The organism is Microcoleus sp. N9_A1 (assembly GCF_036701795.1).
Taxonomy (GTDB): domain Bacteria; phylum Cyanobacteriota; class Cyanobacteriia; order Cyanobacteriales; family Microcoleaceae; genus Microcoleus.
In genome coordinates, this window is sequence record NZ_JAUBRI010000107.1 from 1 (window position 1) to 14,930 (window position 14,930).

Genomic DNA, 14,930 nt, shown 5'->3' on the forward strand with positions numbered 1-14,930 from the left:
CGTCGCTTCGCTCGTCTTTCATCCCACCACCAAGCGGAGTACCGCTATGGTGGGGGAATTCCCGCCTGTCTAGTTAACTTGATTTTTCTAAAGGCAGGCACTGGGTATAATTTTTTACTGAAATATAAAAATTAAAAATTCTAGGATGCTAAAGTTGGGGGCTTGTTGGGAGCTCTGCCTTCGGACAACTGCTCTCTGAGTGCTGGCGAAAGTGGGTATAACCTTAAACGGCGATGTGTTATCGTTTTGTGCAAGCTGTCCACTATATATATAGGGCATATGGGATGAAAAATCACGCTTGTATTGCAATAGGCATCAATCAATATCAGTTACTCCAGCCTTTGAGTTATGCCCAAGAGGATGCAGAGGCCCTGTACGGTTTTTTGACTGAGGAGGCGGGTTTTGCGCCGGATGGATGTCTGCTGATGACCGATAGCTCGCCGTCGCTGTGGGGTCAATCTACATATCCAAATCGGGAAAATATTCTGAGATTGACCCAAAGCCTCTGCGCGGAACATGTGCAACAGGGAGATTTACTCTGGTGTTTTTTTAGCGGCTACGGTGTCAGCTATGAAGGTAAGGATTATTTGATGCCGGTTGACGGCAATCCGGCTGACATTCAGGGTACGGGGATTCCGGTAGAGTTGCTGTTGAATACTCTGAAAAATGCTCCTACGGAAACGGTATTGGTTCTGGTTGATATGAACCGCAGCCAGATTGTGAAAGCGGGGGAAACGATCGGCTCTCAAACGGTTGAGCTGGCGCGGGAACTGGAAATCCCAACGGTGCTTTCTTGCCGCCCCAATCAAGTTTCGCGGGAAACTTCAGCTTTGCGTCAGGGGTTTTTTACGACGGCGCTTTTGGAGGGGCTACGCTCGGGACAGTGCATGACCATTAAGGGTTTAGACCGTTTTTTGAGCGATCGACTGCCGGAGCTGTGTGACCACCATTTGCGTCCGAAACAAGAACCTTTGATGGTGGTGAATCCTCCGGGAAAGGCTAATTTGGTGATTTTGCCGGATGCTTCAGGGATACCAACTGCTGCGTTGGCCGGACGCAACGGCAATATGACGGTTGGTACGGGTGATGGTTTTGATCGCCCGCAAATGGCGACGGCTATGGCTCGAATGGATCTGCCTCCGGCAGTTCGCAACGCTCAGGATTCGTCGGTTGAGATGCCACCTGTGTCGCAGCCAAATGCTGTGGCCCCTGCTGATCGGGGGGGCGATCGACCGAACTTGCAAAAGCCGGAGGATGCTGATAACGGGGGGTCTGACAAGTCTTTTTTACAGCAGCTAATTTTGTGGAGTGGAGCTACGGCTTTGGTGCTGCTGTTGGGTGTTTTTCTGACCAACAGATCAATTTTTATCGGTCAGCAGGAAGCAGATCCTCGATCGCCTGCCGAGAAGGCCCAAAACTCTGGGTCTCAAAAACTTGCTGGTGCTGGAGTGCCGCAGAAGCAACCGCAGGCGGTGCAAGCAGGGAGTGGCACCAAGCAGCCACCATCCAGCCAGCAGGTGTGGGCTGAGGCGAAAACTTTCCTCAAGGATGGTTCGGCTTCTAGTTTTAATAGAGCGGTGGTTAAGGCTCGAACGATTCCGGCTAGCGATCCGCTCTACCCGCAGGCTCAGCAGGATATTGAGCGCTGGAGTTTGACAATTTTGGATATAGCTAACGGGCGGGCTGCTCGGGGCGATTTCCAGGGGGCGATCGGCGCGGCTAAATTGATGCCGGATGTCAATCAGCCTGTTTACAATCAGTCGAAACAGGCGATCGCTCAGTGGGAGGAGCTATCCAAAGACCAGGATGTAAATATTGCTTTGCTATCGGCTGCTAAGGGCCAAATTAAGCGGGGGGTTGCCTCTTCTTACAGTAAAGGCATCCAGCAAGCTAATAAAATTCAACCCGGTCAGCCGAAGTATGAAGAAGCTCAACAGTTAATTGGAGAGTGGAGCGAAGGTATTCTCAAAATTGCTCAGTTGCGCGGGTCTCAAGGAAAGCTGAAAGAGGCAGTTGAAGCTGCTTCGCTGGTGCCGTCGGGTACTAAGAGTTATCAGCAGGCTCAGAAGGAGATCGCCAATTGGAAAACTAAGCTCCAACGCCTGCAGAAAAAAGGTTGATTTAGTTGATAATTTCTCGGTTTCCCACCGGGAAATTATCTTAGCGACTGACCAACATGGATCGTTCGCTCGATCGATACCTCTTGATACTGCAAAAAAAGACCTACATACCGATAATTGAAAACCAATAATTTTATTCACCATTTCCCCTCCGCAGCTTCTGCGCGAGGGGATTTTATATGCTCTCTGGTCGGTTGGTTTTTGTATAGTGAAAGATATCCTATGAGCTGATTAATTGGGGTTGCATAATAGTGGGATGATTTTTTTTTTGGTGGATGTGCCCATGAGACCGAAGGCGTGTATTTTAAAAGCAGGCGGGACGGCTAACCCCTACTCACCACAATAATCCTCAAATTGTGCAACCCCGATTAATTAATATCTTTAATTGACGCCCAGAGTTCCCTAAACCGACGCCTCCACCTTCAAAAACGAGTTTTTTAAACAATAAAAATGGCTGTAAATATATATATTTTTAATTATGAACAAATCCTAAATTAGTTGATTCTAAGGGCAAATTAAAACAGTTGATTTTTGTATTTTATCACGCAGGCTTATCAGCTTAATCTATAGTTGATTTTAACTTGAGTAACCAGCAAATAGGGCTATATCGAATTGCTATCTAAGGGAAAGGGCTAAGGCAAAATTTCCTTTAAAAATTGGGTAGGCAGAGTTAATTTTTTTATCCCTCTTTGTGGGCTATTAGGAGCTATCGACGGATGGAAGAGTGTTTAAACTTGTGGTATTTTTAAATTATTAGCAGTGACAGATCTGTTATGAATTATACAAAATGAGCCGTTACTGGCAATTCTCGCGGAGGAGCGATCGCTCCCAATGAATTCAGGAAACAGATTCACCGCCACACAGCACAAAATATCTGGATTCGCAAGCTGCGAGTCTTCGTTGGCTCGGAGATCACAAAGCTGCCTTAATTAACACAAATAAGGGCTTTGCAAGAAAATCCAAAAAATATTTCCTTGAGAAACAAGAATAAAAACTTGCTAGCTTATTGTAGCCCCGGTAACAACACGTATGCCTGAAGTTATAGTCCACAGCCAAGTCTAAGGGACGATCTAAATCAATAGGGTGATGTGGCAGTGTCCGGGTGTTAAGAGGGGCGATCGAAGAGGAATGTTACCCGAGCGATCACTTCCCAATCGGGGAGTCTAAAACCTAGGAAGGGAAGGAGTTGGAGACAATGCTGAACTTTTTGAGTTCAGGAGAGTAGCGTTAGCACTAAACTCTGCCGTATTGTGGAAATCGAGCCAAATTTGTAACAGTTCTTAACTATAAATAATTCTGCCAAAACTGCTAGCATAGTGACACTTTTGCTAGCAAAAACAGATAAAGTAAATAAAGTTGGCTAACTCTAGACGCCCCGATCCCCATCCTGGGGATGTTGAATCAATTTGATTCATACCAAGTGGTTTTAGAGTTACAATCGGAACCAAAGCATCGCTATTTAACTGAGTTCTTTACTTACTTTTACTTTCAGCTATGAACGTGGATTTTATCAAAGCCCAAGTCAGGTTGCTACAGGGTGCAAGTTCATCGGAGCGAGAAACCCTTATTAAAAACATCGGCGTCTGTGCTGGCGTGATCCGACCGGGAGAGTACGTGACTCCGCAACGGAAGCACGCTATCACTCTCTGGCTGCAAACAAATGCGGTTCGCCTCCGGCTTCCCCAACTTCCTCTGGACTTATCCGGCCAAAAGCCTTAACAGGGAAGTAATCAAGAGGTAGCGACAGAATCAAAGAAATTAGTCAATCTTACCTAAAAGTGCTTTTTTATTGAGCTGTACAGGATCAATGAAACACGATTAAGATTGAAAAAATGTTTGTAGGGAAAGTTGGGCTCGAAAACACGCCTGTGGACAAGAAGCGGCTGACCGCCTTGGTAGAAGCAGGAAGTGAACGTCAAACCTGCTCTAAAAGTAGATTTGAGTAAGTTTCACAGAAAGGATTATTGTGCACAACTATAACCTGGGTTATTTGCTTTTAGATTTGAGATTCACTATTTAGCTGGTACTGGATAAATTTGCTATTTGTGGATCGCCTGAAAAATTATCCTATTCAATAGGTATAACTAATTACAGGGGCAGTCATTGAACTGCCCTTACTTTTGATCCCCGAGGGGGAAATGCTCCAAGTTACAATAAACGCATCTACTTGCAGATAGAGTTTAGGTAAACTCTCATGTAAGCTGCAGCGGCTCTATATTATCTGTTATGTTCGAGATGGGGAGAGGGGGAGAGGATTTGACGAGCTTTAAAAGGGAACTAATATCATCAAACAGAACTAATTATTACAATTCACTTGCTTTCTAATATATTTATTCCACAAAAATACTGTGAGCAAAAAACAAAAATTTCCTTATTTAGTTGGTTCCCGATGGACTTCACACCAAAAAACTTGGGGGTGGCGACACTTTCAAGTGGTCAACCGAAAAAACGAAGGTAAATGGGTATTTGCAGAAATGGTGGCGGCTTGCGATCCAAATGTGCGTTTTTGGCTGAACGCCGCACAGCTTAAAGACCGATCGCTCTGGCAAGCTGGATGGCAGTCTACGCAAGAATTAGAGGAATTAGAAACTGCAGACTAAAAGACAGGGCTGTGGGGTAAAGTGAGCGGAACTTCCGCCGTATGCTCGCTATCGTTCCGATCCAAACCAATACGGAGTGAGACTTTCCCGCTTTTGAAAAATCTTTTACATAACTACAAGTCCTGGAAACCTTTATTTAGCAGTGTTTTTGCTTAAGTAAGTTGGTGGGAAAAATCATCAGTATGTAACAAAACATTAAGTACGGCGTTCCGAACTCAATTTAATGCGTTTTGTAGGGTAAGCTGTTGTGCATTTAATTTGTATGTTGAGGGCGGGCAGGATGCCCAACCCCTACTCCCCACAAGAGGAAAAATTTATTTTACTATGCAATTTAAATGCGGATTAGCTTAGTGTACTTTTTTTCTCTAAGCTGTCGCGCATTTAAATTGCATATTCAGGGCGGGCGGGACACCCCACAAGACTTTGATTTTTTTTGACAGAAAATTTAAGTGCCACAACAGCTTAGAGCGATAAGTTAAATTGACTACGGTCGATCGTGCCATATTTCCAGCGGTACTGGCCGCAACCTTCCCGCTACTTCTACACTCGGCCAATTCGGATCAAAAGTCAAATTTTCCAAGGTTCCATCGCTGTGAATTACAAATGTATCCTCAATTTTTGCTCCTGACAAACTAGGATTCCAAGCCACAGCCATATTTGCTACCAAAATATCTGAAGTAGCTGGATTAGCCACAATTTCCCGTGCCAAATATCCGGTAGTTCCGCCTTGATGGTGTTCCACAATTGCTTGAGGATATCCGTGTTCTTCGTAAGCAGTTTTAAGCGTATCATAAACCGCATTCAGCGTTACTCCCGGCCGACACAAATTTAGCGCCGCTGCTTCAATTTCTCTGACTTGTCGGTGCAACTCTGAATGCTTTTCTCCAAGAAAATCGAAACAGACAAATCTGGTTAAATTTGCATACAAACCCCATCCCCTAGCGCAAAATACTAACATTGCTTGTCGTCCAATTTGTTCGGCGGTTGCTGTGGCGTGGCGGTACAGCGGCAAACGCCTTTCTCCAGCAACTAAGGTAAGTGCTGGATGCAAACCTCTCGCCCACAAAGCCTCTGCACCGGCTCCCGCTAACTGATATTCTGTCCATGTTGGTTTGGCTGCAGAAAGTACCTCTGTCATCGCTTCGCTGGCTAAACGCCCGACTCGCCGGTATCGCTCTAATTCGCTTGACATCATTGCCTGTTTGCGAGACTGTAAAGATCCGATTATTGGTGTTTCTTGGGCATTTGGCCGATCGCTCATGACGTTACCGCCACCAGTAATTTCTTTGACAAAAGCTTCGCGCTGTGCAACATCAGCCCAAGGATAGATGTACATTTGAAAGTTGGCTGGCAATTCCTCGTCCTGCAAGCGTTGAGCTTCGATTTCATCGGTGAGAACCCAAGCGTTTTCGGCAGTAATTAATATTTCTGCAACTCCGGTTTCTGCAGTTAGCAATACTGTATGGGAACCGCCGGCTGTGGCCCAGGCAAACCAGTCAGTGCCTCGCAAGCGAAGGGCGATCGCTTTTGTTTCGGTTAAGGCTTTGCGGATGAATTCGAGTTTTGTATCGACTTCTTTGTTGAATGAGTTTATCATCTGCTTTCTTGCATCTAAATTATATTTTTAGGGCGGGCGGGACACCCCACGAAGAAGGAAGACAATCCATTATTTTAGTCAGCATTTCCTCAATCTAAAATCTAAAATCTAAAATCTAAAATAGATTGACGGATACTGCTTGCAATTCTTTAGCTTTTTCTTCGGGTAAAGCGTCGTTGGCAAACATTCCGGCAGCGAGTTCGGTTCCTGCTAGGTATTTTAATCGATCGCTCGATCGATAGGGCGGATAAAATTGGGCGTGCAAATGCGCTTCTGGATGGGGTTTCCCGTCTGTGGGCCCTTGAAACCAAGCCATCAAATAAGGGAAGGGGCGATGCCACAAACCGTCGTATTTAAGGGTGACTGTTTTTAAGGCTTTAGCGAGTGATTGCCGCTGTTTTTCCGTCAAATCGATAAATGTAGCAGCGGGGGCGATCGGGGCTATCCACACTTCGTAAGGGTAGCGGGCACAAGCGGGGACAAAGGCGATCGCCTCTTCGTCTAAATAAATAATTCGCTGTTTGTCGGAAATCTCTTTTTGAATCAAATCTTGCAGCAAACCGCTACTGTTTTTTTGATAGTAAACCGATTGACATTCTAACATCCGTGCCGGCACCGGTGGCACGAACGGATAAGCATAAATTTGACCGTGGGGATGGTGCAAAGTTACTCCGACTTCGATCCCGCGATTTTCAAAGGGCAAGACGTATTCAATTTCGGGATTGCTGCCAATAACTGAAGTGCGATCGGCCCATACTTCTAACAATAATTCCAAATGAGATAACTCCAAAGCGCCCAAGGAAGCCAGCGGATCTTGAGTGAAAACAACGACTTCGCAAATGCCTTTAGCTGGCAAAGTTTCGACAATATTTGCAGGTGCGTTTTTTGCTTGCAAAGTCATCGAGGGAAAGCGGTTGTCAAACACTGCTACATCGTAATCTCCCGGCGGCAATTCTGTCGGAAACTTGGGGTTAATTGTCGCAGCCAGCGGGTTGTATTCCGGCGGCGGCATGAAAGTTCTTCCCTGACGGTGGCTGGCGTATGCTACCCATTCCCCCCGCAAGGGATGCCAGCGAAAGTGGGGGTTTGCCTCTACGGGTTCATTGCTGGGACTTACGGCCACGATACCTTCTGGGATTGGGTAGCGGCTGTACAGTGTGAGTGGGCGGCCGTCTGGTTTTAGCAATTTTTGGGCGTACATTTTTTGTAGGGGCGGGCGATCGCATTTAATATATGTTAGGAGTATAACTTTGTGCTTTGAGAATCCGCCCCTACCTAAAGTCGCAAATTATATTAACAAGTTTACTTTCCAGTACCAACGTCAGCCGACCGTGTGCTATTGTGGAACGGGCCGGAGAGCCAGGATCTGGATTCAATTTAAATGCGTAGCAGCTTACGATCGCAATTCCCAATTACCCAGTATATTTATCGATCGACTATTCGATCAAGCTTTTCCTTAACCAACAAGTCTAACAACGATCGCAACACAAACAAGCCACCGAATCCCGAAACCGCAAAAGCTGCGATCGCCCCCGTTTGATATCCGCCCACTAGCAGCACTGCACCCGACAAAAACACAAAACCAGTCAAACAAGCGAAAATTAGAGTTTTTAGGGCTAAATTAATGCGTTTCAATGCTCTTTCGCTCTCTAGATTTCGCACTCTAATTTGCAGTTCGCCCTCTTCAATTCGCTGCTCCAAACGGTTGAGAAAAACTTGGGATTTACTCGGCTGTCGTAATTTATATGTAATAAAACTTCGCGCTTGCCTTGCCAATTCTCCGATCGCATTTCCCCGTCCCTTGCTCACCGCAATACTCTTGACAAAAGGCTGAGCGGATGCTATGAAATTGTAGTTAGGGTCGAGAGTTCTAGCAATGCCGTCGAGAGTCGTCACGGACTTGACAATAAACATCATTTCAGCAGGCAAGCGAAACGGTTGCTGCTCGAACATGATATAAAGTTCGTTCTTAATTTCATTAAAAGCTTGAAAGTCGATCGGCTTATCAATAAACTTATCCAACAGAAAAGCAATCAGCCTGCGTACCGGCATCATATCCGGCATCGGCTCAACTAAGCCGATCGTAATTAAAGTATTGAGTACCTCGTCAGTATCTTTTCTCATCACAGCAAAAAAAGTCTTGACCATTTGGTCTTTAGCCAGAGACTTCACCTCAGCCATCATCCCAAAATCATAAAAAATTAAGCTACCATCTTCTGTCACCGCCAAATTTCCCGGATGCGGATCAGCTTGAAAAAAACCGTCAATTAACAACTGTTTCAAATAACAGCAAATTCCGAGTTGATTGAGCTTCACAATATCCACTCCAATCGCCTCTAAACTAATGCGATCGTCCACCTTAATGCCGGGTGCGTATTCTAGAGTCAGCACTTTTTTAGTCGTGTATTGCCAGTAGACTTTCGGGACGATAACTTGAGGATATTCTCGAAAATTATGGCTAAAGCGATCGGAATTTTTACCTTCTTGCACGTAGTCAATTTCTTGATATAAAATCTTAAAAAACTCGTGATAAATAGATTCCAGGTCATATTTGCGCGTCCCAGGCAAATAGCGATCGCAAAAACGCATCACTTGGCGCACCGCCTTCACATCCAAATCAAATAAACTTTCCAAACCCGGACGCTGCACCTTTACAATCACATCTTCCCCGGTGTGCAGCCTTGCTTTGTGCACCTGTCCCAGACTCGCAGCAGCGATGGGCGACGGGTCAAAATCGCGGTACAAAGCATAAATATCCTTGCCTAACTCTGATTCTACAAGAGCGATCGCCTCTTCGGAACTAAACTGAGGAACCCGATCTTGCAACTGTTCGAGTTCCTTCACATACTCAAGCGGCAGCAAATCTGCCCGAGTCGAGAGAGACTGCCCGATTTTAATAAAAGTCGGGCCTAAATTCAGCAAAGTATTAACCAACCAATGAGCGCGAATTCTTCTAGTATGAGGCGAATTATTTTGCAGCAGTGCGTCCCACCACAAAAAAAACATAAACTTTCCCGCCGCTGCAAAAATGTCTATTTGCCGTGCCAGTGGCGAATATTTAGAACGTTGCCAACGCAGGGTTTTAGGTGCAGCTTTTGTGAGCATAATATTGGCGATCGAATTCCATGCACCGTGACAATTTTTAGGGGACAATCCAGGACGCAGAAACCGGCTTGTACGAAAAGACGGGTTGGAGGCCTTTGAAACAGTTAAAAAACTCAGTTTCTTTGGTCGATACTGCGTAATATCATCTCCGACTATACAATTATAATTAAGTTCCTAGTAAGTAATGCAAGTCCTGATTAATTAATAATAAATAGAGGACAGTCGTACTTACTACAAACACGCGCTAATTACAAGCCAATAACCAGACAGAATATAAGTCCTGGGGAAATCAGCAATCGAGAACCGGCAATTTAGACGGCAACCAGACAAACCATTCAAAACAGAGGACTTGGTAGCGTTTACGGCATTTCCAAATCTCCCTCTTCTGGCAAGTCTTCTAGTTTCGCCTGTTCGCTGCCAATTCCCAGCAGCTTCTCAACCGAACTATTCTTCTACATTACAGAGTTCCGCCGCAAATTGCGGCAGAGTCAAAGTAAAAGATGTGCGCCACAAATTGTCAGCTTCTGAACTTTCTGCCGGACAGCTAGACACATCAATAGTACCATTCAAGTGCTGCACTAAACACTTTACCAGAGCCAGACCCAAACCCGTACCGGCGATAGCTTGGTCAGTAATGCCAGTGCCACGGCGGAACTTGTCAAAGATGTGGGGCAAATCAGCAGCAGAAATGCCGCGCCCGAAATTAGAAATGTTCAGGACAATATAGCCGGCTGCCTCAGACGCCTCCAAAACTACCGCCGTTCCAGAAGCAGAGTATTTTCCAGCATTCGTCAGCAGTTCCAGCATTACCCGATTGAGAATGTCGGGGTCAGTTTCCCAGCAAGGGGTCAACTTGGGCAAATCCACCTTCAGAGTTAATTGCTTATCCGCCCACTGTTTTTCAAAATCCCTAACTAAATCTTGAAATAAAAGGTTGAGATCGATTTTGCTTAGAGAAATCGGGACTTGCTGAGGCTCAAACTGCTTGAGGGCCAGCAAATCATTAACCAGAGCAGTTTCCTTAGAACACTGCTGTTCTAGAATGTCGAGATACTTAGTCCGATTCGCTGACGGCAGTTCAGCTTGTTTGAGCATCAGAATCGCCAGCTTCATGATTGTTAAGGGGGTACGCAACTCGTGACTCAGAGTGCTGAGAAACTCGTCTTTAATCAGCTTCAATTTCCGCATTTGCTCTAGCTGATTGGCTGATTGTTCGTACAGTTTCCCCTGCAGGTCTAGACTTTGCTGCAACTGAGAGGTTCTGTCTAAAACTACGGTTTGCAATTCCTTAAGCGTTTGAGTTTGGATAATCATCTTGCTCACTTGAGCGCTGACTGATTCGAGAACTTCTAATTCTTCCGGGCTCCAAACGCGCGGCTCGGAGTGCTGCAAAACCAAGAAACCCAAAACTGTTTCCTGGCGGCTGCCGCCCGTGAGGGGAACCAGCAGCAAGCCGCGAATGCCTTGGAGTTTCAAAATTTCTGTGGCTGCCTCTTGTTCTTTGCCGATTAATGCGCCTGCGTCAGCGAGGGCGAGGGGTTTGGGTGCGTTGTGGAATGCTTGGTGGCACAAATTAGATTCTGACAGCCAAAAAGCGGGAGAGTTATTTGGTTTTGAGTTGGGGATTCTGGATTGGGAATTAGCAGTTTTATCCTTGTTTTTTGTTTTGGATGTTGAGCTTTTTTTGCCGACCGCGCTTTGTGATCTTGCCTGTTTGTTTGGATCTTTTTTTACAACAGATTCGCAAACTAATTCTACTTTCGCTTTGGGAGTTTGATTGGGGGAGCGAGTTGTAAATAGAGGATCTGTATATTTCAAGAGCAGGATTTGGCCTCTATCTACTTCCAGGGTATGGACGGTATTTTCAAGAACTTGCTGCAATATTCGATCAACTTCTGAATTTGTGTCGATCGAGGCAGCAACTGACATGAGTAGATTTTTATATTTAGCTTGTCGCTGTAACTGTTCGTTTAAGCTGGCAATTTCTTGAGTTTTTTGAAGGTGAGAAATAGCAATGCCGATCACGTCTGATGCTGCTTCAAGGCGCTGCCGATCGGCTACCGACCACTCGTGAGGTTGCGACTTACCAACAATCATCATGCCATTTACAGCCCCTCCAAATCGCGCAGGCCCTGCCAAAATTGCCCGAAAAGGCAGCGGAGTCATAGGGGAATTGGGCGATGACGCTGCCGGACTACCAAGATAGTCGGATATCGCCACTATCTCGCCGTCTGCTAGGACGTTTGCCCAAGCGGGATGTTCGAGTGATATGCTAGGCGATTTTAATCTTGTGGTTTGGGGGTGTTCCGGTGTTGCAGTGGAATCGGCAACACCGGCAACATAGGAGACATCGCTGCTATTTTGCCAGTAAGCATTCGGATGTACTACTTTTTGGTCAACCACAGCAGTAACCAAACAGAAATCTGCCCCCCATGCAACCCCCAAAGTATTGGCTATTTGCAGCAGCAGGAGTTCTCGATCAAAGCTGGTGGCGAGAATTTGGCAAATTTGTCGCCCAAGAAGGGCAGGATCGACCTGGTACTGCATAAGACGATCCAGAAATTTTTGGACTGATACTGGTTCTGCGATTTGCGGTAAATGCAAAGTGCAAGACTCTGACGGCGATCGGTCGATCGAAGTAAAGTCTTGATTTCCCTGGCGATTGATCATGGCAACCAAGCCTTTATTCTAAGATGTTTGAGCCGGCTCCCGCTGCCAATCTAGAACCTCTCCATAACTGTCGGCTTGACTGTTATGAGCCTGCTTTCTGTGTTTGTGCAGCCGGTCGGCGGGTCGCTCGATATGTAAAAATATACCCAGATCTGACCGAGTTCTATTTTCCTGTTTTCTACCCTTCGATCTGTACGGGATGAACTTTACCATCCTTTACCGGATGATTATCAATCCCATTCCCGCTAATTTTGACGGTTATTAGTAGTATGAAGCTTTTCTAGAGACCGCTTAGTGACACCCCTCTTCTCACTGTGTGATGTTTCCTATTTAAGCTTGTGATCCTAACAAATTTTTATTGTGATACAAATCCGCCGATCCAGTGACGCCGATCGCAAAAATTCCAAATCCCAAAATTATCACTCATAACATAGCTAAGAGTTTTCGAGTTTTTGCTCAAAAACTCATTTTTCACAACACCTAGAGCCGCGCAGCGAAGTCTAGGGTTAAATTTATCCCACTTACCTGCTTACTTATTTTGTGCTACCTGTTGGGCTTTATCGCTATTTTGGCGGTAAAGTGCCGTCCGGTTCTGAGCCGTTGTGTAGCGGGGATGCTTGGAAGGCACGGCGGCCATCAAATCGGAAGCTTGCTGCCACTTAGCAGCTACGACTAACCAATCCTCGCGAGATTGAGCGGTTTTGCCCTCGGTGGCTGCTTGTTCGGCTACTCGCACTGCTTGTGCAAAAGAGTCCACAGCAGAATTAACAGTCTCCTTAGAAATTTTCAAAGCAGGTTTTGCCTCCGAGGAAGGGGCAGTGGCAACTGCTTGGGTGGTGGCTTGTGTGCTGTTTGGCACTTGGGAATTAAGTCCTTTGTGGATAGCGGCTGCTGCTGCAAGCAACAGCACGGTCAAGCTGATGCCGCCGACGATACCGCGCTGAAATTGCCGCGGTTGCTGCATCGATCGAGGTATAGCCATTCTCGGCAAAGCCCGCTTGCCGGCGAGAGCTTGTCGTTCGTGATGGGCGGTGGCTAAACGCTTGAACAAATTCGGCTTTCGGAGTTTAATTTGTTGAGACCACAACAGTTGATTATCCGGATCGCGACTAATTTCTTCGAGCCACAGCAGTTGGTGTTCTCGGACAAGCCGGCTATTGATGTTGACTCGGCGAATATTGTGGGGCGAAATGCGTTCCAAAATTTCTCGGACTCGATCGACCAAACTAGACTCTTCGAGCAGTTGGGGTGTTGCAGCTTCGCACAGCAGTTGCAGCACCCCGTCGGCAAACACAGCTCGGGCCCTGACCCCTACCTGTGCCAGTTCGTCATTAAGGATTTGAATAATCGATGCAACCGAGCCCTCGCGAGCTTGTCGAGCAATGTCATCTATTGGATTTGCCATAAAACTATCTTGACGCTTAGCAATTGTTAATTGTTAACCCAAAGTCTCGGATCTAATTTTTATTCATACAGGTTATCACTGACACTGCCAGGTTAAAATGAACAGATGCAAATCTTGCATACCGATCCACTTAAAATTATCACCACAGCATCGAGCGAGGCTAACAGGAAATAAACTATGGGTAAAGTAATTAGCGGTCAAATTTTTGTTGTAGACGACAACATCGATACAGATCAAATTATCCCGGCCGAATACCTGACCCTGGTTCCCTCGAAGCCGGATGAGTACGAGAAACTAGGCAGTTATGCGATGATTGGGTTGCCCGATCGCTACGGTAAGTTTATCGAATCCGGTGAACAGAAAACCCGGTATCCGATTATAATAGGGGGCGAAAATTTTGGCTGCGGTTCTTCGCGGGAGCACGCTCCCATCGCTCTGGGGGCCGCCGGCGTCACAGCAGTGGTGGCTTTGTCTTACGCACGCATTTTCTTTCGCAATTGCTCGGCTACTGGCGAATTGTACCCGATCGAATCAGTCGAGCGGCTCTGCGACTTGTTTGTAACCGGCCAAGAAGTGACGATCGACTTTACAGCAGAGGTAATTGTCAACCACACTCTCGATCGAACTTTCTCGCTCAAACCTTTAGGAGAAGTAGGCCCGGTAATAGATGCCGGAGGGCTGTTTGACTACGCGCGCCAAACGGGAATGATTGCGGCTCGCTCTTAACTTTTAAAACCCCTGCAATGTAGGGTGTACCACCGGGCGCACCTTACGAATAAGCTGTTACGCATCTAAATTGTATTTTGGGGCGGGCGGGACGCCCACCCCAAAAGAATTTCCTCGAATTTGATTGTCAAATTTAGATGCGCGTCAGCTTATCCCCTAGCTCAAACCGCTCCCATCTAGGGTGCGGAGAAATTTTCTCAAATCGACTCAATAAAATTCAATAAAATACGCTGGTGAGCGATGCCAAAAGGCCGCACATCTCCTGACTGCTCAGAAAAGCATTTTCCCGCCCGAATCTGCTCCGGTGTCAACAACTTCATATCCCACCCCTCAAGCAAAACTAAATCCTTGACATCCGCACTAAGTTGTGCATGAAAAACGTGGCGAACAACATCTTTTTCGATATCACAACAGAAAAAAGAAACACTTGCAGGAGCATAGCCAATTTCCTCTGATAATTCCCGCACTACAGCAACTTCCGGCGTTTCCCCCGGTTCCAAGTGTCCGCCAAACAAAGCCCAATGTCCGGGATACCTGATATGAGGAATATCGTCCCGCAACTGACAGAGAAACTTGCCGTCTTGGTACAAAATTGCGATCGCAACGTGAATTTTAGTCATAAGAAAGTTCGTAATTGCTCAACTAGGGGAAAAAAGGGAGCCATCAATAGAGAGAGCTTGTTGAATGGATTGATAAGCAGTTAAACC

At 46.2% G+C, this 14,930-nt stretch carries 10 protein-coding genes; 4 read left to right on the forward strand and 6 right to left on the reverse strand.

Annotated features, from left to right (window positions below):
- The first annotated feature begins 284 nt into the window (after positions 1-284).
- The 3 genes from QUA58_RS28925 (at position 285) to QUA58_RS28935 (ending at position 4,720) form a co-directional block, all read left to right on the forward strand.
- Positions 285-2,120 carry a caspase family protein gene (locus QUA58_RS28925; protein WP_333255442.1) on the forward strand — a complete coding sequence of 612 codons (1,836 nt, stop codon included), beginning with the start codon at positions 285-287 and terminating at the stop codon, positions 2,118-2,120.
- A 1,494-nt stretch (positions 2,121-3,614) separates the two neighbouring features.
- On the forward strand, positions 3,615-3,839 hold the full coding sequence (locus QUA58_RS28930; RefSeq protein ID WP_006635912.1) for a hypothetical protein: 225 nt from the start codon (positions 3,615-3,617) through the stop codon (positions 3,837-3,839).
- 629 nt (positions 3,840-4,468) lie between these two features.
- Positions 4,469-4,720, forward strand: a complete 252-nt coding sequence (locus QUA58_RS28935) for a TIGR02450 family Trp-rich protein (RefSeq protein ID WP_242725377.1) — start codon at positions 4,469-4,471, stop codon at positions 4,718-4,720.
- 484 nt (positions 4,721-5,204) lie between these two features.
- On the opposite strand, the gene QUA58_RS28940 is transcribed toward QUA58_RS28935, so the two are convergent.
- The 5 genes from QUA58_RS28940 to QUA58_RS28960 all read right to left on the reverse strand — a co-directional run bounded on the left by QUA58_RS28940 (position 5,205) and on the right by QUA58_RS28960 (position 13,497).
- Positions 5,205-6,317, reverse strand: coding sequence for a M24 family metallopeptidase (locus QUA58_RS28940; protein WP_333397545.1), 1,113 nt, complete (start codon positions 6,315-6,317; stop codon positions 5,205-5,207).
- Between the two features lie 115 nt (positions 6,318-6,432).
- Entirely contained in the window at positions 6,433-7,518 is a 1,086-nt protein-coding gene (gene galT / locus QUA58_RS28945) for a galactose-1-phosphate uridylyltransferase (RefSeq protein ID WP_333397546.1), read from the reverse strand.
- A 224-nt stretch (positions 7,519-7,742) separates the two neighbouring features.
- Complete coding sequence (locus QUA58_RS28950; RefSeq protein WP_333255448.1) at positions 7,743-9,422, reverse strand: AarF/ABC1/UbiB kinase family protein; 1,680 nt, start codon at positions 9,420-9,422, stop codon at positions 7,743-7,745.
- A 444-nt stretch (positions 9,423-9,866) separates the two neighbouring features.
- Positions 9,867-12,092 carry a GAF domain-containing sensor histidine kinase gene (locus QUA58_RS28955; RefSeq protein WP_333397547.1) on the reverse strand — a complete coding sequence of 742 codons (2,226 nt, stop codon included), beginning with the start codon at positions 12,090-12,092 and terminating at the stop codon, positions 9,867-9,869.
- Positions 12,093-12,621: 529 nt separating this feature from the next.
- Entirely contained in the window at positions 12,622-13,497 is an 876-nt protein-coding gene (locus tag QUA58_RS28960) for a hypothetical protein (RefSeq protein ID WP_333397548.1), read from the reverse strand.
- 177 nt (positions 13,498-13,674) lie between these two features.
- On the opposite strand from QUA58_RS28960, the gene QUA58_RS28965 reads away from it, so the two are divergent.
- Positions 13,675-14,223, forward strand: coding sequence for a LeuD/DmdB family oxidoreductase small subunit (locus tag QUA58_RS28965; protein WP_333397549.1), 549 nt, complete (start codon positions 13,675-13,677; stop codon positions 14,221-14,223).
- Between the two features lie 197 nt (positions 14,224-14,420).
- On the opposite strand, the gene QUA58_RS28970 is transcribed toward QUA58_RS28965, so the two are convergent.
- Entirely contained in the window at positions 14,421-14,843 is a 423-nt protein-coding gene (locus QUA58_RS28970; RefSeq protein WP_333397550.1) for an NUDIX hydrolase, read from the reverse strand.
- Positions 14,844-14,930 lie beyond the last annotated feature (87 nt).